Here is a 23067-nt window from a genome sequence, read left to right on the forward strand (position 1 = left end):
GGGCAGGTTTGTATAGGCTTTCATATTCACGTTTAAAACAAAGCTTTGTACATCTGATAGTCGATCTGCTTTTCCTTCAGTCTTTTCTTCAGAAATTTATGGTCTCTTTTTGGAGTGGCCATAATGTACCCTCTTATCACGAGATCCTGAGAGATGGAAGAGGCTCTTTCAGCAAGGGCAAGCTCCCCGATTTTCCCTGCGATTCTCTCTCTGGCCACATCTCTGAAAAGTTCCGGTACGGGTGAAACGAGTTCCTCCAGCAGTTCTTTCTGCGTTTGATCCCATAGGTGCCTCGATTTTAAAATGTAATGGTCCTGCCAATCCAAGTCGGATTTTCCGTCTTCCTTGGGGAGCCTTTTTAAAAATTTCCTGAACATAAAATATCCCCCGATTGAGAGCATGCCTGCCAGGAAAAAGACCCAAAAAAGGATAAACCATTGAAACCAGCTGTCCAGCATCCCTATCCCCCCAACTGTTTCCATTTGCTCTTATTATATAGGAAAACAGGGAAGAGGTGGACTGGTTATTCTTCTTTTTTGCTGTTCCAGATTTTACGGATGATATGGGTCTTGTATAACTCGAGCTTTCTCTGTTCTGTCGGGTGCCGGCTGATGCCCGCCTTCTTAAGCTCTGAAATGTACCATCCCTTCGATCCTTTATAAGCCAATTGAAAGTACCCCATTTCTTTTTTGAAAAGGATATGCAAAGGCAGGGAGAATGAGAACCGGCAAATTATCCCCCTCCGGCAGGATTTACAGTTGATTGGCCGGCAGGACCTGTCTGATTCGCTCCCATTTGGCCCCCGTTCGGAGCCGCTCCCATACTTTGGCTTCCTCCGGATTGAGCCTGACTGCCTCCGTTCCCATTTTCAGCCGATTTAGAAGCACTGATCGGGCTGATCGTCCGGGTGTTTCCAAAATGAACGATGCCCCCGGAAATTTCATTGATCACCAAATTTTTGATGTATACTCCCATTCCAATTATCTCCTGACTCTTTTTTATCAGGATATGTACAGGCTTCGGCTAAGGTATAAACGATTGACCGGATTGCTGCAATAAAAGTTTCCCGATGAGGTCTCGAGCTTTCACTTACAAATAAAAACTCCCGGAATGCAGCAGGAGCATTCCGGGAGACTGACTTACTTTCCTTCCATACCGTCCGGATGAATGGTAAATGCGGCGGGATGACCAAAAGGTTCCGTTTCTTCTTTCGAGATGGAAATCTCGAGTATGTGGCTGGAGTAAGCTGCCTGTATTTTCCGCTTTTCCAAAGTGAACGGCAGAAAGACCTGTGCTTTCCTTCCGGCTGTTTCAACGATTAAACAGCAATCTTCTGCTGTTATCGTCATATCAGCTGGCGGACAATCACGCAGATCCGCCTCAATGTAATAGGAGCCGCTTGTTTCAAAAACATCGGTGCGTATCCCACCGGCATAGACCGCAAAAGGATCCTCCAAAAACTGATTAAGCCATCGGTCCAGATCTTCTAAACCGGATTCCCTGTGATCTCCCATGCAGCTGCATTCCTTTCATTCCTGTATACCATTAGAAATATTCAGTCATGGCAGCATGGTGATGACAAAATGCCAATTGATTTAAAAATCATGCCCGCTGTTATGCTTCTGTCTGGAATGATTCCGGTTTTTTACTTTTTTTGAACCGCTGAGAGGCTCCGGCTGACCGGGCTGATCTCCCTTTGGTGCATTTTTTCTGATGTCTTTGCCTGTATTTTTATTTGTCATTTTGATCTCCTCCTTGTCCATTTAGGTTTTGCTGACGGAAGCGATCTATTCATGCATACAATTGGCTTTGCAGGAAAAGATATGACCATTGCAAAGGAGTGAAGAGCTATGCCGCACTATAAAAACAAACAGCAGTCCTTTCAGGCCGCACAGCAGGAAGCAACTGAAACCGTGACGCATTTTCAAAACATGGATCCCGCATCTCCGGATTACGGCTCCCATCTGAAGCATTTAAAAGAAGAAATCAGAGAAACAAATGCTCAAATACAAAACGCACTGGAGAACGCCTCAGAGCATCAGCGTGCCCAGCTTGAAACATTTAAGCGGGATATCAGCCGGATCGTAAAGGAAACAGGGGAAGAGGATCAGATCTGACCTTTCCTGACAGGACTGTAAAACCCTGTAATGGATCCTCCGTCAGATGGGGAGAAGCTGTTAGCGGGCGGAGGGTTTAAGAAAACACCTAAATAAAATACGTGAAATAACGGCTCTCTGGACCGGTGCAATGCCGGTCTGAGACGCCGTTATTTCTTTTTTTACGGAGAAACGCTAGAAAAAAGACTCTTTTATATCTTCAGGTTACTGGTTCTTTTTCCGTTTTTTATTGTTTTGTCTTTGCTCTGCAGTAAGGGGCTCGTTGCTGGTTTCTTCATTATAGCCTGCACCGGTGCCCTGAGCACCTGCTGCATTCATTCCTTCGATGATATGATTAGCCTTTCTTTTTGCCATTGCCTGCACCTCCTCGCCTTTAACATGTCTCAGTAATAGCGGATTATCCAAAGGATTAAATTTTCTTATTTTGGGAAAATGAAGAATAGTTAAATCTATAAGGATATCTTATAATGTTCGATAACATCATTGATATTTACTTATGTATAAAGTTGTATTAATATTGAAACGTATAAGTGCAATGCAATGAACGCAAACGTTTTCGGCCTTTGCCGATCACAGCTTTAAGGGGGAGACACACATGACGGAGCAATTGACTAATCAAGATGTATTTCAGGCACGCAAAACATTCAGCCTGAATGGAAAGACGTATAACTATTACTCTTTGAAAGCGCTTGAAGACGCAGGAATCGGTGAAGTGACTAAGCTTCCTTATTCCATTAAAGTATTGCTCGAATCTGTCCTCAGACAGGTAGATGGATTTGTTATTAAGAAAGAACACGTTGAAAACCTTGCTAAATGGGGGACGAGCGAGCAGAAGGAAATTGACGTTCCGTTCAAGCCTTCCCGCGTTATCCTTCAGGACTTTACAGGGGTCCCGGCAGTAGTGGATCTTGCATCCCTTCGTAAAGCAATGGCTGAGATGGGTGGAGATCCTGATAAAATCAACCCTGAAATCAATGTGGATCTCGTTATTGACCACTCTGTACAGGTTGATAAAGCGGGGACGGCAGATTCCCTTCAATTCAATATGGACCTTGAATTCGAACGGAATGCTGAACGGTACAAATTCCTAAGCTGGGCGAAGAAAGCGTTTGATAATTACCGTGCTGTGCCGCCTGCAACAGGAATCGTTCACCAGGTCAACCTTGAGTATCTTGCAAACGTTGTTCATGCTGCACAGAAGGATTCTGAGCTGCTTGCCTACCCGGATTCCCTCGTCGGAACAGATTCCCATACGACGATGATCAACGGCATCGGAGTTCTCGGATGGGGAGTAGGGGGCATTGAAGCAGAAGCTGGAATGCTCGGCCAGCCTTCCTATTTCCCTGTTCCGGAAGTAATCGGCGTCAAGCTTACCGGCAAGCTTCCACAGGGTGCTACTGCAACGGATCTGGCTCTGAAAGTTACACAAGTCCTCCGCCAGAAGGGCGTAGTCGGCAAATTTGTTGAGTTTTATGGTCCCGGGGTTCCTGAGCTTCCGCTCGCTGACCGTGCGACGATCGCGAACATGGCTCCTGAATACGGTGCAACATGCGGATTCTTCCCTGTTGATGGAGAAACATTGAACTATCTTCGTCTGACAGGCCGCGAAGAGGATCAAATTGACCTTGTTGAAGCTTATTCCAAAGAAAACGATCTTTTCTACACGCCGGATAAAGCAGATCCAATTTTCACAGATGTCGTTGAGATTGATCTTTCCCAGATCGAAGCCAATCTTTCAGGCCCTAAACGGCCGCAGGATCTAATCCCGCTTTCTGAAATGAGAGAGACTTTCCATAAACAGCTTTCCGCTCCTTTTGGGAATCAGGGGTTCGGCCTGACAGAAGAAGATTTAAATAAACAAGTGCCTGTTAAGCTTGCAACAGGCGAAGAAGCGGTAATGAAAACCGGTGCGATTGCTATCGCGGCCATTACGAGCTGTACGAACACGTCTAATCCGTATGTATTGATCGGTGCGGGCCTTGTGGCGAAAAAAGCCGTCGAAAAAGGACTGCAGGTGCCGGCTTATGTGAAAACTTCCCTCGCACCAGGCTCGAAAGTCGTAACGGGATATCTTGATAATTCCGGATTGATGCCTTATCTTGAAAAGCTTGGCTTCAATACAGTCGGCTATGGCTGTACGACTTGCATCGGGAACTCCGGTCCTTTGGCTGAAGAAATCGAAAAAGCGGTCGCTGATGCAGACCTGCTGATCACGTCCGTGCTCTCAGGAAACCGGAACTTTGAAGGGCGTATCCACCCTCTTGTAAAAGGAAACTACCTTGCATCTCCACCGCTAGTCGTAGCTTATGCGCTGGCTGGTACGGTCGATGTGGATCTTAAAAATGATCCGATCGGAAAAGACCAGAACGGCAGCGATGTATTCTTCCAAGATATTTGGCCGACTTCTGAGGAGATTAAAGAGGTCGTGTCAAGAACGGTGACACCGGAGCTGTTCCGTAAAGAATACAACCGCGTGTTTGACGATAATGCCCGCTGGAACGAGATTGAAACAACAGATGAGGCCCAATATGTGTGGGATGAGAATTCAACTTATATTCAGGCACCTACTTTCTTTGAAGGAATGTCTCCTGAGCCGGGAACGGTTAAGCCGCTGACAGGCCTTCGTGTAGTAGGAAAGTTCGGGGACTCTGTCACAACGGACCACATCTCACCGGCAGGATCGATCGGAAAAGATACACCGGCTGGACGCTACCTTCAGGAAAAAGGCGTGTCGCCTAGAGATTTCAACTCCTACGGCTCCCGCCGCGGAAATCACGAAGTTATGATGCGCGGAACGTTCGCCAATATCCGGATCCGCAATCAGATTGCGCCTGGTACAGAAGGCGGTTATACCACATACTGGCCTACAGGCGAAGTTACGTCCATTTACGAGGCATGCATGAAGTATAAGCAGGATGGTACTGGTCTTGCGGTGCTTGCCGGCAAAGATTACGGCATGGGCAGCTCCCGTGACTGGGCAGCCAAAGGAACTACTTTGCTTGGAATCAAAATGGTCATTGCAGAAAGCTATGAGCGGATTCACAGAAGCAACCTTGTCCTGATGGGTGTTCTCCCGCTGCAGTTCAAAGATGGAGACAGTGCAGAATCTCTTGGCCTGACAGGCAAAGAAGTATTCGAAGTGAGCATCGGAGAATCTGTAAAGCCGCGTGACTACGTTAAAGTGCGTGCTACAGATGAAAACGGCAGTTCACTTGAGTTCGAAGTACTCGTCCGATTTGACAGTGAAGTGGAGATCGACTACTACCGTCACGGCGGAATCCTGCCAATGGTTCTCCGCGGCAAGCTGAAAGCATAATGCAGACGGAAAAGGCAGCCGGAATGGCTGCCTTTTTTGATGTTGTCCCTTTTTTGGTTTTTACAGTAAAATAAAAGCATATCTATATAGAGAGATGCTTTTGAAAGGGGAACAGCCATGTTGAAAAGAGCAGCCGCTGTTATCATTTTGCTTATTCTCGCTTCAGCGGCAGTCTGGCAGCTGCTGTGGCCTGAGGAACCGTCGGTGGGAGTCGAAGAAGGCAACAAAGCACCTGATTTTACTTTGCCGCTTTTAGACGGAACAACCGCCAGCCTTTCGGGGTACGAAGGGAAGAAGGTGATCGTGAACTTCTGGGCAACGTGGTGCGGGCCGTGCAGGAAAGAAATCCCTGAATTAAAAAAGATTGCAGAGAAATATGAAGGTGATCTGGTTATTCTGGCTGTCAATTATACGGTTTCAGAAGCAAATGAAAGCACGGTTCAGAATTTCGTCAAATCAAATGCGATGGACTTCCCTGTTTTACTGGACCGGGAGACCGATGTGTTGAGCGACTATAAAGTTTTCAGCTACCCGACCAGCTATTTTCTCGATGAAAATGGGGTTATCAAAAAAATCCACCGCGGAATCGCAGATCAGAAAACGCTTGAAGAGTTTGCCCAATCTTGACATTCTCCGTATGAAAAGCGAAAAATCGGACAATACTGTCGCTAATACATATGGAGGTGCAGGATCCTTGCGAAAAATCAGGAAATTGTCATTTGACGAGCTGGTTTCCGAAAATAAGAAAGCGCTGTTGAAGGATGCCGCTTTTCTGGATAAGATTGAAGAGAGACTCGAGCAGCGCTACAAAGAAGAAAAATAAACTCATGAAAAGACCTCCTCCCGGACAAAATAAGAGCCGGAAGGAGGCTTTTTTTATGACCAATTCCAATAAAAAACAAAGCCAGTTCAACCCCGATCATATCGGTACGAAATCGAGAAGCTTTGGCGGCAACAAAGGGAAGCAGATGCAGGATAAATCGAACCAGCATCCTCAAGTGATCCAGACGAAGGGAGAGTAAAACGATGGGCTATAAAGCGAACCCGGACGACCGTTCCGATAATGTAGAGAAGCTGCAGGATATGGTGCAGAACACAATCGAAAACATCGAGAAATCACATGAAACGATGGGAATTGCGACAGAAGAAGAACGCAGCCTTATTGAAGAGAAAAACAAACGCCGCGAGGATTCCATCAATGCGATGAGAGCAGAAATTAAAGATGAAGCACAAGCTCGCGAGAACGGATATAAATAAGTCCGAATGGAAAAAACCGGCTCCGGCCGGTTTTTCCCATTCATGGCCGCAGCCGGTCATTTTCGCTGAGGAGCGGTACGGCCTGAATTTCCGTGCAACAAAATCAGCATGGAAAAGGGAAACGCTTCGAGAAGTAAATAAACTATGTTCTAAATAAACAGTAAAGACCGTGCTTTTTGCCGGGTGCTATTCTGCATGATAAAATAAAGGGCATGAACGTACAGTTAGGAGAGAACAGCATGTTTACATCAAATACAGAAGTGCAGGTCCGCTATGCAGAAACAGACCAAATGGGCATCGTGTACCACGCCAATTACTTAGTCTGGATGGAGCTGGGCAGAACAAAGCTGATTGAGGACCTCGGTTTTTCATATGCGAGGATGGAGGAAGAAGGAATTCTGTCTCCTGTCACCAGTCTTACTGTGGATTATAAGAAGCCATTGAAATATGGAGAAAAAGCAACCATACATACGTGGGTCAGTGAATATTCAGGCGTACGGGTAGTTTACGGGTATGAAATGTTTACACCCGACGGAGAACTTGCACTAAAAGCACATTCTTCGCATGTGTGCGTAAAAAAGGATTCGTTTAAGCCGATCAACATCCGCAAATACTTTCCAGACTGGGACGCTGCTTATAAAAATGCCGCTGAAAACAGGAACTGATGGCTTTTGGAATCACGAAGGCCGAAATAGAAGAATGGAAAAAGAAAGTCGCCGACGGCGAGGTGGCGCTCCTGACCCATTTTTGGAAGGATGAACGTTTCCCGCACTCACATGCCGTTACGAAAGCAGGGTGCAGGGATCTAGGTAAGCTCGCAGAGTGGGGAAACCGTTTCGGCCTGGATGAAAAGTGGATTGACAGGCGCAGCAGCTATCCTCATTACGATCTGATGGGTGCTATACAGATAAAAGTGCTCGAACATTACGGAAGAAACGACATCATCCATAAATTCAAACTCAAAAAAACCGCAGATTAATCTGCGGTTTTTTCGTAGTCAAAGACCGGTTCGTTATTGTCTTCATCAAACTTTATCAAAAGATCATTGCCGTCAAAATACCAGAGATCCTGCTCGCTTACGAAGAACTCAATCCCGCATGCTTCAGCAGAAGCACCGGCTTCCTCTTTGTTCTCCTGTACAACCCCAAGGCTAAACCCCTTTTGGATCGTGCTGGAGCCGCCGTATCTCACAAAAAACCGAACGGAGTCTCCAGCGTCAAGATGCAGTTCATCCTTATACCACTTAGCAGCGTCATCATTCATTTTAATCTTCATGCCAGCACTCCTTTCTTCCCCATCCATTATAAGCGATTTTAGAGGCGTTCAGCAAAAAATACCCTTCAAATTAAAATAAACATTGTGCTAAATAATCACTAAAGTAAAAGCGATGTGCTCAAAAGAAGGTTATCTTTTGACGAAACATATAGTAATTGTATACATTTTGTATAGAAGATGTCGAAGGGAGGGCCGTCCAGGATTTATCTGCTGACCAAATAAACTAAAGGGAGAGACAGTACATGAAAAAAATCAGTATGCTGGCAATTGCGTTTATTTTTGCTTTACTAGGGAATTCTGCTGCTTCTGCGGCGCAATCCAAAGAGGCGATGGTTCGTATCGTTCATGCTTCCCCCGATGCACCTGCAGTAGATGTAGCAGTTAATGGTGACGTAGTTGTCGAAGGAGCTGAGTTTAAAGCAGCAACTGATTTTATGGCAGTTCCTGCAGGGGAACATAAAGTAGAAATTTTCGCAGCAGGTACAGCAGATGAAGGGAAACCAGTTATCAGTGCTGATTTGACAGTGGAGGCTGGCAAGATGTATACAGCTGCCGCGATCAATACATTGGATAACCTTGAATTAAAGGTCCTCAATGACGATACAATGACGACAAACGGAAAATCCAAAGTGCGCGTTGGCCACTTTTCTCCAGATGCACCAGCTGTTGATGTAGGGATTAAAGGTGAAGATGCGCTGTTTGCCGGTGCTGAATTTTCCGGTGTAACAGAATATATGGAAGTAGACCCTGGAAGCTATGACCTTGAAGTTCGCCCGGCTGGTACAATGGATTCCGTCCTTGATCTTTCCGGTACAGAGCTGAAAGAAAACATGACGTATACGGTTCTGGCGGTCGGTTTTCTTGAAAAAGAACCTGCGCTGGATGCAATTGTCCTTGAAGATCCAATGATGCCGTCCGGAATGCCTAAAACAGGAATGGGAGGAGCATCTGAGAGCAGTGGCTCAGCAGCCCCTTGGGCAGCTGCTGGAATGGGTGCAGTACTGCTGGGTGCGCTGATGATCTATGGCAAAAAGAAAAGCGCCCAGTAAGCTCATTCTGATTATCGCATTCCTTTTGCTTGCAGGCTGCAGTGCGCAGAGCGAGCAGGCTGAAAAGCGGGAGGAAGCCCGGATTGAAAAGCCTCCTGTCATGCAGAGCGCCTCTTCAGACGACACTGCTTCTAAAAAGGTGGAGAAGGTGGAGAGCGAGGGAGTGATTCCTGCTCAACTCGAAATTCCGGAAATCGGAGTGAAAGCAGCTGTGGAACAAGCGGGATTGCTGGCAGACGGTTCGATGGATGTCCCTAAAAAGGATGAGAATACAGCATGGTTTGAGAATGGAGCTAAACCCGGAGATGCAGGGAATGCTGTGATCGCCGGGCATGTAGACAGCAAAACAGGCCCATCTGTATTTTACCGTTTGAAGGAACTTCAAAAGGGTGATGAAATCCTGATCAAAAGCAGCTCCGGAGAAACCTTAACTTTTACAGTAGAAAAAGCAGCGGCATATCCCTATGAAGAGGCGCCGCTTCACGAAATCTTTGGAGCGGACCGGGAAACCCGGCTGAATCTGATTACTTGTACAGGGGAGTTTGACCGGAGCAAAAAAACGCACCTTGAGCGACTCGTTATATACTCGAAGCTGAAAAAATAATGAAAAACCCCCTTCTTCCTGCTGAAGAAGGGGTTTTTTCTGTTCCAACACAAATATCTAAATAAACTATGTTCTAAATAATCAATAAATAACTAAATCGTCAGCAAAGAAATCGAACCAACTGCGCAAAGAGCTTACCGATCGTTAAGCCCCAAGGCTTATATGAAAATATGGCGCTGGCTCCTTATGGATAAATGCAGATGAAGGTAAGCTAAAAACATGAAAGAAAGGAGCTGAGAACATGAGAAAAGCGGGATTAATCGCGGCAGCCATTTTTCTTGGGATCGTGCTGCTCGCAAGCACCGGGCATATGATCGGCCTTGCGGCCAGTGCTGTCCTATTATACTTCGCATGGAAAGGTTTTGTGAAGACAGATTCAACCGGAATGAAAATTTTCTGGGCTGCAGCAGGCTTGATTGCCCTAAGCGCTTCGGCAGCCAACCTGCCGGCGATCATAGGAATCGCAGCTTTGTATGGACTGCTTAAAGTTGTTAAACGTTTAAAAGGAACCAGTAAAAAAGAGCATCGCTCAACAGATCCATTTGACAATTTTGAACGGCAATGGAACGAAATCAATCAAACCAAGTGAGGGGATTAAACGATGAGCAACTTATTTACGAGAATGAAAGACAGCATCTCTGCCGATCTGCATGAACTGCTTGATCACAAGGAAGAGAAAAATCCAATTTCCATGCTGAATCAGTACTTAAGAGAATGTGAGAAAGAAACGGAAAAAGTCAGAGCACTTGTGGAAAGACAGTATAAATTGAAGGATGAATTTCAAAGAGAGCTTCAGGATGCACTAAGAATGGCTGAAAAACGGAAGCAGCAGGCGGAAATTGCCCGCCAGGCAGGGGAGGCTGATTTGATCACCTTCGCAGAGAGGGAGCATAAACATTATGCAGAACGGGGAGAGCGTTTGGCGCATTCTCTGGAAGAAGCCTCTAGCCAGCTGGTTACCCTCGAACATAAGTATGAGGAAATGAAACACAAGTTGAAGGATATGCATTTACGGAGAATGGATCTGATGGGCCGCGAAAATACTGCACGTGCCCAATACAAAATGGACAAAGTACTGCGCAGGGAAGATGTCGCATCCTCTGACCGGTTTGCTGAGATGGAACGCTACATCGACCGGATCGAATACAAGGTTCAGACTGACTATTACCGCAACACGATCGATGCAAGAACAGAAGAGCTCCAGAAGCAATTAAATGAGCAAAAAACAAATGCTTCATCCTGATTAAACGTGGTATTCTAAAAAGAGGCGCAGGATTGCGCCTTTTTTACGATAGGGAGGCGGCCGCTATTTTCAATCAATTAAAGACAGAAACGATCAACTTGTTCCTTCTCATCGGGGTCGCCCTATTGGTTCTCGAATTCACGCTTCATGACGGGGGAACGGTGTTTTTTCTGCTGGTGACCATCGCCGGTATTTATTTTGGCAGAAAAAAAATGCCGCGTACGAAAGGGAAAATCCTATTCTGGTCCGGAATTTTTTTCTTTACACTCACTCTGCTGAACACAGCAGCATTCAAATTTTTGCTGATCGCCATCCTCGTTTATACCATCTATAAATATATCCAGAATCAGAAAAATCCAAAGGTCATAAAACCAGAGCAGCCGATCGTTCTTGAAAAGAAAGAAGACCATGGAATGGTTATAGAAGCCCCGCTCATGAAGAACATTCTGTTCGGAACTCAGCAGACCCCTGAAGAGGTTTATGAATGGAAGGATATCAATATACAGACAGGTGTTGGGGACACGGTAATCGATTTGACCAATACTGTGCTGCCTAAAGGAGAGGCCGTTATTTTTATCCGCGGTTTTATCGGCAACATTCAGATTTTTATCCCTTATGATGCAGAAGTCTCTCTAAAGCATTCAGTAGCAGCAGGTGCAGTAAATGTTCTGGATTATCAGGAGCCGAGAAAGCTGAATTGCACGATCAACCTGCAGACGGAAGGATACCTGGAAGCAAAGGAGAAGATCAAAATCTGCACATCTCTTTTGACGGGTGATCTCGAGGTGAGGCGCAAATGAGTACATGGATCCGTTCTGTTTTTATGGGCGCTTTGCTTTCCTTTATGCTTTTTATTGCACTTTTTACGTTATGGTTTTTTGCTTTTCCTCCTGATAACTGGTCCATTCTATGGGAAAAAGAGATAGCGGATTTGCCGTTCATCCTTTTCGCGCTGATTTTATGCCTGATGATTGGATCCGTTTTCGGATTGATCACCGGTCTCGGTATGAAAAAACAGTTTAAAATGATCATTTCCTTCTTGTCTGAGCTTGAAGCGGGACGCCATACGAACACTTTCACCGAGAAGCCGGCCGCACCGGAGCTGCAGCAGATATGGGACCGGCTGGGGAAATTGAATAAGCAGCAGACTGAACAGATCAAAATTTTTCAGAAAACAGCAAATGAAAGAGCCGAAAATCATGAAAAACAAGTGCAGGCCATGGTATCTCTAGAGCGCCAGCGTCTGGCCCGCGAACTGCACGATTCAGTCAGCCAGCAGCTTTTTGCAGCTTCCATGCTGATGTCTGCGATAAATGAGAACGAGGAGATCCCCGAAGCGATACATAAACCATTAAAAATGGCCGAAGAGACCATTCATCAATCACAGCTGGAAATGAGAGCTCTGCTTCTTCATCTCCGTCCCGCAGCTCTAAAGGGAAAAAGTTTAAAAGAAGGAATCGAGGAACTGCTGTCAGAGCTGGTACACAGAGTTCCGCTGAATGTCAGCTGGAAGCTTGAGCCGTTTCAGCTGCCTAAAGGGGTGGAAGACCACCTGTTCCGTATTCTGCAGGAATCCGTCTCCAATACATTAAGGCACGCTAAGGCTGAACAGCTTGATGTTCTGCTGATTAAAAGAGAAGACCTCGCGATCCTGCGGATTTCGGATGACGGGATCGGGTTTGATATCGGAAAAACAAAAGCGGGGTCCTATGGGCTTCAGAATAGTAAAGACCGGGCAGCGGAGCTTGGCGGAATGGTTAAGATCGTCAGTCTTCCGAATAAGGGGACGCGGCTTGAAGTGCGCATCCCGCTGCTGGACGGGGATTCAGGAGGGGGAAAATCGTGATTCGCGTATTGTTTGCAGATGATCATGAAATGGTCAGGATCGGAGTTTCTTCATATTTAAATGCTCAGTCAGATATAGAGATCATAGGAGAGGCAGAGGATGGTTTACAGGCTTATGAGCTGGCTCTTCAGCTGAGACCCGATATTATCCTGATGGATCTCGTGATGAAAGAAATGGATGGAATTGAATCCACCAGGAAAATCATACAGGATTGGCCAGAGGCTAAAATCATCATTGTCACAAGCTTTCTGGACGATGAAAAAGTTTATCCTGCTCTAGAGGCAGGAGCATCCAGCTACATGCTGAAGACATCAAAAGCGGTGGAGATCGCCCGTGCGATCCGGGAAACCTACCGGGGCCAGTCTGTTCTCGAGCCGGAGGTAACGGGGAAGATGATGCAGCGGATGAGACAGCCGGACCGTTCTGCCCTGCATGACGAACTGACAGCAAGGGAAATGGAGATCCTTCTTTTGATGGCACAAGGGAAGTCCAATCAGGAAATGGCGGATGAGCTGTTTATCGCATTGAAGACCGTTAAAGTGCATGTCAGCAACATTCTGGGCAAACTTGAGGTCCATGATCGGACACAGGCTGTTATCTATGCATTCAAAAATGATCTGATCCATGAAAAATGAGCCGCTGACGGCTCATTTTTTTGTGGTAAGGACGTGTTTTTTTATAGAATCATCAAGCTCAGGGTCTACATTTTTCAAAATGCGGACCTTGTAATTGCTCTTATTGGAGTGAGTGACGATGGTCGGGATAAAGCCGGGTTCTCCTATTTGAAGATCTCTTTTATCCCCGGAGATTTTTTTGTAGAAGGTGAGCTTTGCAATCCCTCCAATGTCTTTATAATCTCCCTCCTGTCCAGAGAGAAAGTTTCCAAGTGAATAGATCACCAATGTTTTTTTGCCGCTTTTAGCCGTGATCCATTCCATCGGCTGCAGCACGTGGGGATGGTGGCCGATAATCACATTCGCTCCCTCATTGGCAAGCATGGCTGCCAGGCTTTTCTGTTCTCCATTCGGAAACCGTTCATACTCCAGCCCCCAGTGGGCGCTAACAATGACAAAATCAGCAAGTTCTCTCATTTCACGGATGTCTTTTTTCATCTTTTCAGCATCGATCAAATTAACGAGATAGGGCATTCCTTCAGGCACTGGAATCCCGTTTGTGCCGTATGTGTAGGAGAGGAATCCAAACCGGATCCCATTCCGGTTAAGGACTCTTGGTGTCAGCTGGTCCCTTTCATTTTTATAGGCCCCTGTGTAGAGAACATTGCGGTCCTCGTAGTAGCGGATCGCGCTTAGCACTCCTCTCGATCCCTTGTCCAGTGTGTGGTTGTTTGCCATATTCATGACATCCATCCCTGCGTTCAGAAGGGCATCTCCAGCCTCATGAGGTGAATTAAATGAAGGGTAGGAAGAAAGGCCAAGAGCTTCACCGCCAAGAATCGACTCCTGGTTGATATAAGCTGCGTCCGATTCTTCGAAAATGGTTCGGACCTCCTCAAACATGGGGTTAAAATCATAGCTTGTCCCCGTAAATGCATCTGTGTAGAGCGGCTTATGGATTAAAAAGTCCCCGGCGGCCGTAAGCTCAGCCTTTGAGGCAAATGATTTTTCCGTGAGTGTGACTTCATGTTCCGGATTATTTTCAGCAGACCGGGGGGAGCCTGAAGTTTCGTTCCCCAAAAGAAAGTATGCTGAGCCTGCCCCTGCAGCAACGGTGAAAGCGGTAACAACTGTAAGTATGGATTTCTTTTTCATCTTCATGCATCCTTATCAATAGAATCTTTATCCTGCTCTCAGCATAGCTGAACAGCGAGGAAAACAAAAGAGAATTTTAATAAGCTGTCCAGATGAAATGGACAGCTCAATACGTATTATACCGCTTTTTTCCCAAACTTCACCTTTGGTTCTGTGCCGTTGCGGATTCTGCTGATGTTCGCCCTGTGCCGGTAGATCACAAACGCTGTCATGACTGAGGTCATGATGATCAGCCACATATTCCCGAGAAAAATGGAGAATACGACAGCATACAGTCCTGACATCATGGACGAGAGAGATACATATCTTGTTGCCAGAAGAAGGACGAAAAAGAATGCGAGCATCGTAATAAAGAGCACTGGTGCATAGAACAAAAGAACACCGCCTGAGGTAGCAACGGCCTTGCCGCCCTTGAACCTTGCGAAGACCGGGTACATATGGCCGATCACAGCAACGATTCCTGCGAGCAGCGGATGGAAGCTGCTGCCGAACCACAGCGGAACGGATGCGGCGGCCGTGCCTTTAAGGATATCAGAAATGGTAACGATCAGACCTGCTTTGACACCGAGTGTCCGGAAGGTGTTGGTTCCCCCGAGATTCCCGCTTCCGTGCTCGCGGATATCAATCCCGTATCCCGCTTTGCCGACAATCAGACCGGAGGGAATGGAACCGAGCAAATAAGCAATAATAACAATAAGTACAATAATCATGGACGAACTCCTTTACCCGCATGCTTGTTTTTGTTACTAGTTTATCATGACAGAAGCCTTTCAACTACTGTCCCTTAAAAATTCTTCCGGCCCGGAACAGTTGCGGTCTGTGCATGCAGCCTATAAGATAAAAAGAAAAGGAGTGTGCAGAATGATTGAAAATCCGTCGAGGGAAGAAATTGGAAGGCTTCTGAAGGAAAACAAGCGCATAGCGGTCGTCGGACTGTCAGATGATCCGGGCCGTACTTCATACATGGTCAGCGAAGCCATGCAAGCTGCAGGCTATGAAATCATTCCTGTTAATCCCACGATCAAGGAATCTCTCGGAGTTCCGGCTGTTCCGGACTTAAAAAGCATTAAAGGACCTGTCGATATTGTGAATGTGTTCAGGCGATCTGAATTTCTTCCGGAAGTGGCAGAGGATTTTCTGGAGATCGATGCAAAGATTTTCTGGTCGCAGCTCGGTGTCGTTCATGAAGAAACATACCGGATGCTGAAAGAGAAGGGATATACAGTCATTATGGACCGCTGTATTAAGGTCGAGCATGCGATAACAAAGTAAACAAAGGGGCCTGTACAGCAGGGCCCCTTTTAAGGGAATCCTCTTCAAAACCTTCCAATTATCCTCCATCTTTCTAAAAAAAAACGTCCTTCTGACAAAATTAGGTTTGCGAATTACTGCGGAAAAGATAAAATAGTGCTTGGACGCATTCCTTTCATGAAAATTTTTCTAATTGTTTAAGGAGTGCAAATGAACGTATGCATCAGTCGTATCCGCTAAACCTTGTCATTCAAACAAGGTTTACGGTACAATATAGAAACACACGTTCCCATTTTGATTGCGAATGTTTGAAAGGAGTACAAGTCTTTGGCTAAGCAGCAATTTGATTACAACGATGATGCGATACAGGTGCTCGAGGGCCTTGAAGCGGTCCGCAAGCGGCCGGGCATGTATATTGGAAGCACGGACACTAGAGGCCTCCATCACCTTGTCTATGAAATCGTCGACAATTCAGTCGATGAGGCATTGGCAGGCTACGGGGATGAGATTATCGTCACCATTCACAAAGACAACAGTATATCTGTTAAAGATAAGGGGCGCGGCATGCCGACGGGCATGCATAAAATGGGAAAGCCCACACCTGAAATCATTCTTACCGTCCTTCACGCCGGAGGAAAATTCGGCCAGGGCGGTTATAAGACAAGCGGAGGACTGCATGGGGTTGGGGCGTCCGTCGTAAATGCGCTCTCTGAATGGCTCACGGTTACAATCTGCCGGGACGGTACGATCTATGAACAGCGGTTTGAAAAAGGCGGGAAGCCGGTCTCCACGCTGGAAAAGAAGGGGAAGACCAACCGGACCGGAACCACGATCCACTTTAAGCCGGACCCTCTCATATTCAGTGCCACCGTCTATAACTTTGAAACGCTCAGTGAACGGCTGCGGGAATCCGCTTTTCTGCTTAAAGGCTTTAAGATTCAGCTCAAGGACGACAGGGACCATCTTGAGGAAACGTATCTGTATGAGACAGGAATTGAAGCTTTTGTAGAATATTTAAATGAAGAGAAAGACGCGCTTAACCCGGTCGTGTCATTTGAAGGGACCCAAAATGGAATTGAAGCAGAATTTGCTTTCCAGTTTAACGATGGGTACTCTGATAACATTCTTTCATTTGTGAACAACGTCCGCACAAAAGACGGCGGAACACATGAAGCAGGCGCCAAGACGGCGATGACCCGTGCGTTCAATGAGTATGCCCGCAAAGCCGGTCTGCTTAAGGATAAGGATAAAAATCTTGAAGGCTCTGATATACGCGAAGGCCTGGCAGCCATTATTTCCGTCCGCATACCGGAGGAACTCCTTCAGTTTGAGGGACAGACAAAGGGCAAGCTTGGAACGAGCGAAGCGAGATCCGCGGTTGACTCGATCGTATCCGAGCATCTGGCCTACTTTCTGGAAGAAAACCCGGATATCAGCACCTTGCTCACAAGAAAGGCGATTAAAGCCTACCAGGCCAGAGAAGCAGCCCGCAAGGCACGTGAAGAGGCGAGAAGCGGGAAAAAAAGAAAGCGCTCTGAAACATCGCTGAGTGGAAAGCTGACACCTGCACAGTCGCGGAATCCGCAGCGGAACGAATTGTATCTTGTAGAGGGAGACTCGGCAGGAGGGTCCGCCAAGCAGGGCCGGGACCGGAAATTTCAGGCTGTTCTCCCGCTCAGAGGTAAAGTCATCAACACGGAAAAAGCAAAGCTGCAGGACATCTTTAAAAACGAGGAAATCAACACGATCATCCATGCGATCGGCGGCGGTGTCGGCGCTGAGTTCATGTTGGAGGATATCAACTACGACAAAATCGTCATCATGACCGATGCCGATACGGACGGAGCGCATATTCAGGTACTGCTGCTTACCTTCTTTTACCGCTACATGAAGCCTCTTATTGAAGCGGGCAAAATATTTATCGCCCTGCCGCCTTTATACAAAATCAGCAAAGGGACCGGCAAGAAAGAAGTTGCAGAATATGCATGGTCGGATGAAGAGCTGAAAGCCGTTCAGAAGCGGGTCGGGCGCGGGACCATGATCCAGCGCTATAAAGGACTTGGGGAGATGAACGCCGATCAGCTGTGGGAGACGACGATGAACCCTGAGACACGCACGCTGATCCGTGTAAGGATCGATGATGCGGCAAGAGCGGAGCGCAGGGTGACCACCCTGATGGGGGACAAAGTCGAGCCCCGCAGAAAATGGATCGAACGCAATGTGGCGTTTGGTCTTGAGGACGAAAGCAACATTCTGGAAAATGAAAATCTGTCGGCTTTGGTGGAGGAATAATCTATGGCATTAACTGAAAAATTTCACGATCTTCCATTAGAAGAAGTATTAGGCGACCGGTTCGGCCGCTACAGCAAATACATCATTCAGGACCGTGCCCTGCCGGATGCGAGGGACGGCCTGAAGCCTGTACAGCGCAGAATCCTATATGCCATGTACGCAGAAGGCAATACACAGGACAAAGGCTTCCGCAAATCAGCGAAAACGGTCGGAAACGTAATCGGGAACTATCACCCGCATGGGGACTCTTCTGTGTATGAAGCGATGGTCCGGATGAGCCAGGACTGGAAGGTCCGGAACCTGCTTGTGGAAATGCACGGCAACAACGGGAGCGTGGACGGGGATCCGCCCGCAGCCATGCGTTATACGGAAGCAAGGCTTTCAAGCATCGCTTCCGAACTGTTAAGGGATATCGATAAAGAAACAGTCGAATTTATCCCGAACTTTGATGACACAAGCGCTGAGCCGGTCGTCCTTCCTGCAAAGTATCCGAATCTGCTTGTGAATGGCTCTACCGGAATTTCGGCGGGGTATGCAACAGAGATTCCCCCACATCATCTCGGGGAAGTCATCGATGCGGTGATTAAACGGATCAACCAGCCTGAATGCTCAGTAGATGAATTGATGGAGGTCATCAAGGGACCAGATTTCCCTACCGGCGGAATCATTCAGGGCATTGAAGGAATTAAAAAGGCTTATGAAACAGGTAAAGGGAAAATCATCATCCGCAGTAAAGCGGCGGTTGAAACGCTCAAAGGCGGACGTCAGCAGATCGTTATCACTGAAATTCCTTTTGAGGTCAATAAGGCCAACCTCGTTAAGAAAATGGATGAATTCCGCATCGAACGCAAGGTGGAAGGGATCTCCGAAATCCGCGATGAAACAGACCGGACCGGGCTCCGTATTGTGATCGAACTAAAAAAAGATGCAAACGCAAACGGAGTTTTGAACTATCTGTACAAAAACAGCGATCTTCAGATTCCGTATAACTTTAATATGGTAGCCATCGCAGGACGCAGGCCAGTGCTGATGACGCTGACTTCCATTTTAGACGCATACATCAGCCACCAGCGCGAGGTGATCACCAACCGCTCGGTCTATGAGCTCAGAAAAGCGAAAGAGCGCCAGCATATAGTAGAAGGCCTGATCAAGGCGCTCTCCATCCTGGACGAAGTCATATCGGTCATCCGTGCTTCCACTGACAAGCGGAACGCGAAAGAAAACCTGATTTCCTCATTCGGCTTTACAGAGCCTCAGGCTGAAGCGATCGTAACCCTTCAGCTGTACCGCCTTACAAATACAGACATCACGGCCCTCAGAAGCGAAGCGGAGGAGCTCGACCGGAAGATCGCCGAACTTGAAGCGATCTTAAATGATGAAAACGTGCTGTTTAACGTGATCAAGACCGATCTGAAGAAATTGAAGAAAACCTATCAGGACCCGCGCCGGTCAGTCATCGAAGCGGAGATTGAAGAGATTAAGATCAACCTCGAAGTGATGGTTGCCTCCGAAGACGTGATTGTGACTGTTACGAAGGATGGGTATATCAAACGCACGAGCCAGCGATCTTTTTCTGCATCGAGCGGGCAGGAATTCGGCATGAAAGAGAGCGACAGGCTCATCTGCCAGCAGGAGATGAACACAAAAGACGTACTCCTGCTGTTTACGAACAAAGGCAGTTATCTGTATTGCCCAGTGCACACACTGCCTGACATCCGCTGGAAGGACCTCGGCCAGCACATCGCGAATATCGTCCAGGTCGATAAGGATGAGTCCATCCTTAAAGCGATTCCTGTTAAAGAGTTCTCTGAACACCAGTATTTGCTGTTCATCACGAAAAATGGAATGGTGAAGAAGACAGAGCTCCTCTCTTATAAAGCCCAGAGGTACTCAAAACCGCTTGTCGCCTTGAACTTAAAAGAAAACGATGAAGTGATCGATCTTCATCTGACAGACGGGAAGACCGATCTTTTCCTTGCCACGCATTTTGGATACGGACTCTGGTTCGGAGAGGAAGAAGTCAGCCTTGTAGGGGCCCGTGCAGCGGGTGTGAAGGGGATCAGCCTGAAACCGGACGATTACGTGATAGCCGGGAAAACCTTCGCTAAAAACACGAGCCCGTCGGTAATCATTGTTACGCAGCGCGGAGCTGTAAAGAGAATGGATCTGACCGCAGAATTCGAGCATTCTGCAAGAGCAAAACGGGGACTCGTCATGCTCCGGGAGCTGAAGAAAAATCCGCACCGCCTGACAGGGGCTATACTGACTGACAAGGACATACAGATCTACCTGAAGACCTCCAAAGGAAACATCGAATCCATCCGGTCCAGTTCTTACCGGAACAATGACCGCTACAGCAATGGATCCTTTGCAGTAGATGAGCACGAGGCAGGCACTGTTACAGATATATGGACAAACGGCTGGTCAACAGACTGAGCTAGACGAAAAACCCGCTGACAGGCGGGTTTTTGTTTTGCACTAAACAGCAGAATCTTCCTGATAGCGGTTTCCGCCTTCCGGCTTAAGGGAATAGCAGGAGAAATGAAAGGAAAGGAGGATGTCTATGAACCGGATTCATGCGTGTGAAAGGAATAAAAAAAATTGTGTGTCCAGTTTTAACAGCGAGCCATCTCAGTATGTAGAACCAATTCCGTATCATAGCGATGAAAAAACAGCTGTTCAGCTGATGGAATCTGTACTCCTCGATTTAAACGGAACGGAAATTGAAGAAAAGGATCCTGCTTATATCCGATGCATCTGCAAAACGGCCTTTTTGAAATTTAAAGATGATGTGGAAATATGGTTCGATGCAGAAAACAAAAAAGTACATATAAAGTCTTCTTCAAGAATGGGAAAGTACGATTTTGGAGTTAATAAAAAAAGGGCCAAGCACGTTTTGAAGGCATTTCAGGAAAAAGAAAAAGCGGCCCGTTAACGGAGCCGCTTTCCCTGCTTGTTTATTTTTCAGAAAAGTAGTTCATAAATGCGTGAATGATTTCATTTCCCTGATAGAACAGCAGTGTAGCGGCTGTTAGAGAGAAGCCTGAGATCATGATTGCTTTAAGCCAGAACATCCGGGTCGCCTCCTTTGCATGGATTTTGCCTATGCTGTGGATCTGCGCCGGATGCCCGAAAAATAATCAGATTGATAAAAGACCGGGAACAAAAACCTTTTTATTTTAACTTTTTTTACTGCTGACAAGATCAGCAGGGCAGTCCACGCCATCTGCTGAAGCGAAGCTGCACTGATATCAGGACCGGAATCCGCCGGGAAGAGAGGTTCATACTTGCTGTGCTCTTGCTCTTTCACGTGAACGGAAGGCTCTTCCACGAGCTTGACCTGGTGATGCTGACCTGCCAGATAACCAGTCAGGATGAAAAAAAGCATGACAGCCAAAATCCGATTCAAGGTCTTCATCACCTCCTGTAAATCGTATTTTAGCATGATACAAGGTATTCGAAAAGAAAAAAGGACTATACAAATAACAAAATTTCAGTATAATAAAAACTTGATGTTAGCTTTCCTTACATACTCAACTAATCGATTTGGAGGATTTTTATGGACTTTATAAATGGTCTGTTTTACGGGTATCTTGATTTGCTTTGGAGCAAATTGCTTATCTATCTGCTGGTCGGACTTGGAATCTTTTTCACGATCCGCACTAAATTTGTTCAATTTCGCCATTTTGGTGAAATGATCCGCCTCCTCGGCGATAAGAACATGGTACAGGGAGAGGGCGGAAAAGGGGTTTCCTCTCTGCAGGCGTTCTTCATCAGTGCCGCATCGCGTGTAGGTACCGGTAATATTGCTGGAGTCGCGATCGCGATTGCGCTTGGAGGACCGGGTGCCGTGTTCTGGATGTGGCTGATCGCCCTGATTGGAATGGCAACTGCATTTGTGGAAAGTACACTTGCACAGGTATACAAAGTAAAAGACGGAGATCAGTACCGCGGCGGTCCTGCTTATTACATGGAGCGGGCCCTGGGCCAGCGCTGGATGGGCATCTTGTTCGCGATCTTGATCACTTTATGTTTTGGGCTGATTTTCAATGCGGTACAGGCGAATACGATTGCATTGGCGTTTGAATCCGCTTTTGATGTGAACAAGAATATAATCGCTGCCATTTTAGTCATCATTACCGCTTTTATCATCTTTGGCGGGTTAAAAAGAATTGTGGCAGCAACTCAGCTGATTGTTCCGGTTATGGCCGGATTGTATATCCTGGTCGCTTTGTTCGTTGTCATTGTGAACATCAATCAGGTTCCTGCCGTGATTGGTGAAATTTTCGCCTCTGCATTTGGATTGCAGTCTGCTGCAGGGGGAGCTGTCGGAGCAGCACTCCTGAACGGTGTGAAAAGAGGACTGTTCTCCAATGAAGCCGGAATGGGGAGTGCGCCGAATGCAGCTGCTACAGCTCACGTATCGCATCCGGCTAAGCAAGGTTTTATTCAGTCGCTTGGAGTATTCTTCGATACGATCATGGTCTGCAGCGCTACAGCATTCATGATTTTGCTATATGATTTAACACCGAACGCAGAACTGAAAGGCATTCAGCTTACCCAGGCTGCACTCAGCCACCATATTGGGGGCTGGGCTCAAATCTTTATTGCCGTCAGCATCTTTCTGTTCGCATACAGCTCTATTATCGGAAACTATTATTACGGTGAAACGAACATCGAATTTATGAACAAGAGTAAAAACCTGCTGCTTGTCTACAGGATTGCTGTACTCGGAATGGTCATATTCGGTTCCGTGTCAGGATTCCAGCTCGTCTGGGATCTCGCAGACGTATTCATGGGGACCATGGCGATTGTCAACCTGATTGCCATCACTCTTCTGGCAGGAATTGCAGTAAAGGTCTTGAATCATTACATGAAGCAGCGAAGAGAAGGCATCGATCCTGTGTTCACTGAGAAATCAGTACCGGGATTGAAAAATATTGAGGCCTGGAACGAGAACAGGCTGAAAGAGAAATAAGCGAAAGGAGTGCTGTTCATGTGAAACAGCGCTCTTTTTTGTTTAGCAGTAGCTTTAAAGTGGAAAAATG

Annotated in this window: 30 protein-coding genes; 20 read left to right on the plus strand and 10 right to left on the minus strand. The window is 46.8% G+C overall.

From position 1 onward, the window contains the following. Window positions 1-32: 32 nt before the first annotated feature. The 5 genes from GKZ89_RS00340 to GKZ89_RS00360 all read right to left on the minus strand — a co-directional run bounded on the left by GKZ89_RS00340 (window position 33) and on the right by GKZ89_RS00360 (window position 1742). Complete coding sequence (locus tag GKZ89_RS00340; RefSeq protein WP_155110399.1) at window positions 33-458, minus strand: DUF2621 domain-containing protein; 426 nt, start codon at window positions 456-458, stop codon at window positions 33-35. Window positions 459-523: 65 nt separating this feature from the next. Then, window positions 524-667: a DUF2639 domain-containing protein gene (locus tag GKZ89_RS00345; protein ID WP_241680089.1), complete on the minus strand. Its 144-nt coding sequence runs from the start codon at window positions 665-667 to the stop codon at window positions 524-526. A gap of 65 nt (window positions 668-732) precedes the next feature. Then, window positions 733-975, minus strand: a complete 243-nt coding sequence (locus GKZ89_RS00350; RefSeq protein ID WP_155110401.1) for a spore germination protein — start codon at window positions 973-975, stop codon at window positions 733-735. Window positions 976-1139: 164 nt separating this feature from the next. Continuing rightward, window positions 1140-1514 carry an Hsp20/alpha crystallin family protein gene (locus GKZ89_RS00355; protein ID WP_155110402.1) on the minus strand — a complete coding sequence of 125 codons (375 nt, stop codon included), beginning with the start codon at window positions 1512-1514 and terminating at the stop codon, window positions 1140-1142. Window positions 1515-1595: 81 nt separating this feature from the next. Next, the gene (locus GKZ89_RS00360; protein WP_155110403.1) at window positions 1596-1742 is read right to left on the minus strand and encodes a small acid-soluble spore protein P; all 147 of its coding nucleotides are present in this window, start codon (window positions 1740-1742) and stop codon (window positions 1596-1598) included. Window positions 1743-1850: 108 nt separating this feature from the next. Here GKZ89_RS00360 and GKZ89_RS00365 point away from each other — a divergent pair, with 108 nt between their 5' ends. Further along, complete coding sequence (locus tag GKZ89_RS00365; RefSeq protein WP_155110404.1) at window positions 1851-2117, plus strand: hypothetical protein; 267 nt, start codon at window positions 1851-1853, stop codon at window positions 2115-2117. Between the two features lie 204 nt (window positions 2118-2321). Here the strand turns inward: GKZ89_RS00365 and sspO are convergent, their stop codons facing one another. Next, entirely contained in the window at window positions 2322-2471 is a 150-nt protein-coding gene (sspO, locus tag GKZ89_RS00370) for a small acid-soluble spore protein SspO (RefSeq protein WP_155110405.1), read from the minus strand. 241 nt (window positions 2472-2712) lie between these two features. Between sspO and acnA the strand changes: the two genes are divergently transcribed. The 7 genes from acnA (at window position 2713) to GKZ89_RS00405 (ending at window position 7669) form a co-directional block, all read left to right on the plus strand. Further along, window positions 2713-5433 carry an aconitate hydratase AcnA gene (gene acnA, locus GKZ89_RS00375; RefSeq protein ID WP_155110406.1) on the plus strand — a complete coding sequence of 907 codons (2721 nt, stop codon included), beginning with the start codon at window positions 2713-2715 and terminating at the stop codon, window positions 5431-5433. Between the two features lie 117 nt (window positions 5434-5550). Continuing rightward, the gene (locus GKZ89_RS00380) at window positions 5551-6060 is read left to right on the plus strand and encodes a TlpA family protein disulfide reductase (protein ID WP_155110407.1); all 510 of its coding nucleotides are present in this window, start codon (window positions 5551-5553) and stop codon (window positions 6058-6060) included. A gap of 10 nt (window positions 6061-6070) precedes the next feature. Next, on the plus strand, window positions 6071-6256 hold the full coding sequence (locus GKZ89_RS00385; protein ID WP_164502869.1) for an FbpB family small basic protein: 186 nt from the start codon (window positions 6071-6073) through the stop codon (window positions 6254-6256). Window positions 6257-6311: 55 nt separating this feature from the next. After that, a complete protein-coding gene (locus GKZ89_RS00390) occupies window positions 6312-6455 on the plus strand; it encodes an acid-soluble spore protein N (RefSeq protein ID WP_155110409.1) in 144 nt (47 codons plus the stop codon). Window positions 6456-6459: 4 nt separating this feature from the next. Then, window positions 6460-6690 (plus strand): small acid-soluble spore protein Tlp, encoded by a 231-nt coding sequence (gene tlp / locus GKZ89_RS00395; protein WP_155110410.1) that lies wholly within the window; start codon window positions 6460-6462, stop codon window positions 6688-6690. 239 nt (window positions 6691-6929) lie between these two features. After that, a complete protein-coding gene (locus GKZ89_RS00400; protein ID WP_155110411.1) occupies window positions 6930-7355 on the plus strand; it encodes an acyl-CoA thioesterase in 426 nt (141 codons plus the stop codon). Next, complete coding sequence (locus tag GKZ89_RS00405; RefSeq protein ID WP_155110412.1) at window positions 7355-7669, plus strand: hypothetical protein; 315 nt, start codon at window positions 7355-7357, stop codon at window positions 7667-7669. The genes GKZ89_RS00400 and GKZ89_RS00405 overlap by 1 nt, the downstream gene beginning before the upstream one ends. On the opposite strand, the gene GKZ89_RS00410 is transcribed toward GKZ89_RS00405, so the two are convergent. Continuing rightward, window positions 7666-7965, minus strand: coding sequence for a HesB/YadR/YfhF family protein (locus GKZ89_RS00410; protein WP_155110413.1), 300 nt, complete (start codon window positions 7963-7965; stop codon window positions 7666-7668). The genes GKZ89_RS00405 and GKZ89_RS00410 overlap by 4 nt on opposite strands. 242 nt (window positions 7966-8207) lie before the next feature. On the opposite strand from GKZ89_RS00410, the gene GKZ89_RS00415 reads away from it, so the two are divergent. The 7 genes from GKZ89_RS00415 to GKZ89_RS00445 all read left to right on the plus strand — a co-directional run bounded on the left by GKZ89_RS00415 (window position 8208) and on the right by GKZ89_RS00445 (window position 13342). Beyond that, complete coding sequence (locus GKZ89_RS00415; protein ID WP_155110414.1) at window positions 8208-9014, plus strand: DUF4397 domain-containing protein; 807 nt, start codon at window positions 8208-8210, stop codon at window positions 9012-9014. Then, the gene (locus GKZ89_RS00420; protein ID WP_155110415.1) at window positions 8989-9618 is read left to right on the plus strand and encodes a class F sortase; all 630 of its coding nucleotides are present in this window, start codon (window positions 8989-8991) and stop codon (window positions 9616-9618) included. Before GKZ89_RS00415 ends, GKZ89_RS00420 begins: the two co-directional genes overlap by 26 nt. Window positions 9619-9859: 241 nt before the next feature. Continuing rightward, the gene (locus GKZ89_RS00425) at window positions 9860-10207 is read left to right on the plus strand and encodes a lmo0954 family membrane protein (RefSeq protein ID WP_155110416.1); all 348 of its coding nucleotides are present in this window, start codon (window positions 9860-9862) and stop codon (window positions 10205-10207) included. A 12-nt stretch (window positions 10208-10219) separates the two neighbouring features. Continuing rightward, complete coding sequence (locus GKZ89_RS00430) at window positions 10220-10861, plus strand: PspA/IM30 family protein (RefSeq protein WP_155110417.1); 642 nt, start codon at window positions 10220-10222, stop codon at window positions 10859-10861. 32 nt (window positions 10862-10893) lie between these two features. Next, entirely contained in the window at window positions 10894-11661 is a 768-nt protein-coding gene (gene liaF, locus GKZ89_RS00435) for a cell wall-active antibiotics response protein LiaF (protein ID WP_155110418.1), read from the plus strand. Continuing rightward, window positions 11658-12707, plus strand: coding sequence for a sensor histidine kinase (locus GKZ89_RS00440; RefSeq protein WP_155110419.1), 1050 nt, complete (start codon window positions 11658-11660; stop codon window positions 12705-12707). Before liaF ends, GKZ89_RS00440 begins: the two co-directional genes overlap by 4 nt. After that, window positions 12704-13342, plus strand: a complete 639-nt coding sequence (locus tag GKZ89_RS00445; RefSeq protein WP_162356309.1) for a response regulator — start codon at window positions 12704-12706, stop codon at window positions 13340-13342. The genes GKZ89_RS00440 and GKZ89_RS00445 overlap by 4 nt, the downstream gene beginning before the upstream one ends. A gap of 12 nt (window positions 13343-13354) precedes the next feature. On the opposite strand, the gene GKZ89_RS00450 is transcribed toward GKZ89_RS00445, so the two are convergent. Together GKZ89_RS00450 and plsY are read right to left on the minus strand one after the other, a co-directional pair. Continuing rightward, on the minus strand, window positions 13355-14476 hold the full coding sequence (locus tag GKZ89_RS00450; RefSeq protein ID WP_162356310.1) for a CapA family protein: 1122 nt from the start codon (window positions 14474-14476) through the stop codon (window positions 13355-13357). Between the two features lie 116 nt (window positions 14477-14592). Continuing rightward, window positions 14593-15186, minus strand: coding sequence for a glycerol-3-phosphate 1-O-acyltransferase PlsY (gene plsY / locus GKZ89_RS00455; RefSeq protein ID WP_155110421.1), 594 nt, complete (start codon window positions 15184-15186; stop codon window positions 14593-14595). 151 nt (window positions 15187-15337) lie between these two features. Between plsY and GKZ89_RS00460 the strand changes: the two genes are divergently transcribed. The 4 genes from GKZ89_RS00460 to GKZ89_RS00475 all read left to right on the plus strand — a co-directional run bounded on the left by GKZ89_RS00460 (window position 15338) and on the right by GKZ89_RS00475 (window position 20954). Next, the gene (locus GKZ89_RS00460; RefSeq protein ID WP_155110422.1) at window positions 15338-15748 is read left to right on the plus strand and encodes a CoA-binding protein; all 411 of its coding nucleotides are present in this window, start codon (window positions 15338-15340) and stop codon (window positions 15746-15748) included. A gap of 306 nt (window positions 15749-16054) precedes the next feature. Continuing rightward, entirely contained in the window at window positions 16055-18019 is a 1965-nt protein-coding gene (parE, locus tag GKZ89_RS00465; RefSeq protein WP_155110423.1) for a DNA topoisomerase IV subunit B, read from the plus strand. Window positions 18020-18022: 3 nt separating this feature from the next. Then, complete coding sequence (gene parC, locus GKZ89_RS00470; RefSeq protein WP_155110424.1) at window positions 18023-20455, plus strand: DNA topoisomerase IV subunit A; 2433 nt, start codon at window positions 18023-18025, stop codon at window positions 20453-20455. Between the two features lie 127 nt (window positions 20456-20582). After that, window positions 20583-20954 (plus strand): DUF1499 domain-containing protein, encoded by a 372-nt coding sequence (locus GKZ89_RS00475; RefSeq protein ID WP_162356312.1) that lies wholly within the window; start codon window positions 20583-20585, stop codon window positions 20952-20954. A 168-nt stretch (window positions 20955-21122) separates the two neighbouring features. On the opposite strand, the gene GKZ89_RS00480 is transcribed toward GKZ89_RS00475, so the two are convergent. Then, complete coding sequence (locus GKZ89_RS00480; RefSeq protein ID WP_155110426.1) at window positions 21123-21428, minus strand: hypothetical protein; 306 nt, start codon at window positions 21426-21428, stop codon at window positions 21123-21125. Window positions 21429-21578: 150 nt separating this feature from the next. Here GKZ89_RS00480 and GKZ89_RS00485 point away from each other — a divergent pair, with 150 nt between their 5' ends. Then, window positions 21579-22997, plus strand: coding sequence for an alanine/glycine:cation symporter family protein (locus GKZ89_RS00485; protein ID WP_155110427.1), 1419 nt, complete (start codon window positions 21579-21581; stop codon window positions 22995-22997). The last annotated feature ends 70 nt before the right edge of the window (window positions 22998-23067 follow it).

It is taken from the genome of Metabacillus mangrovi, assembly GCF_009711125.1.
Lineage (GTDB): Bacteria > Bacillota > Bacilli > Bacillales > Bacillaceae > Metabacillus_B > Metabacillus_B mangrovi.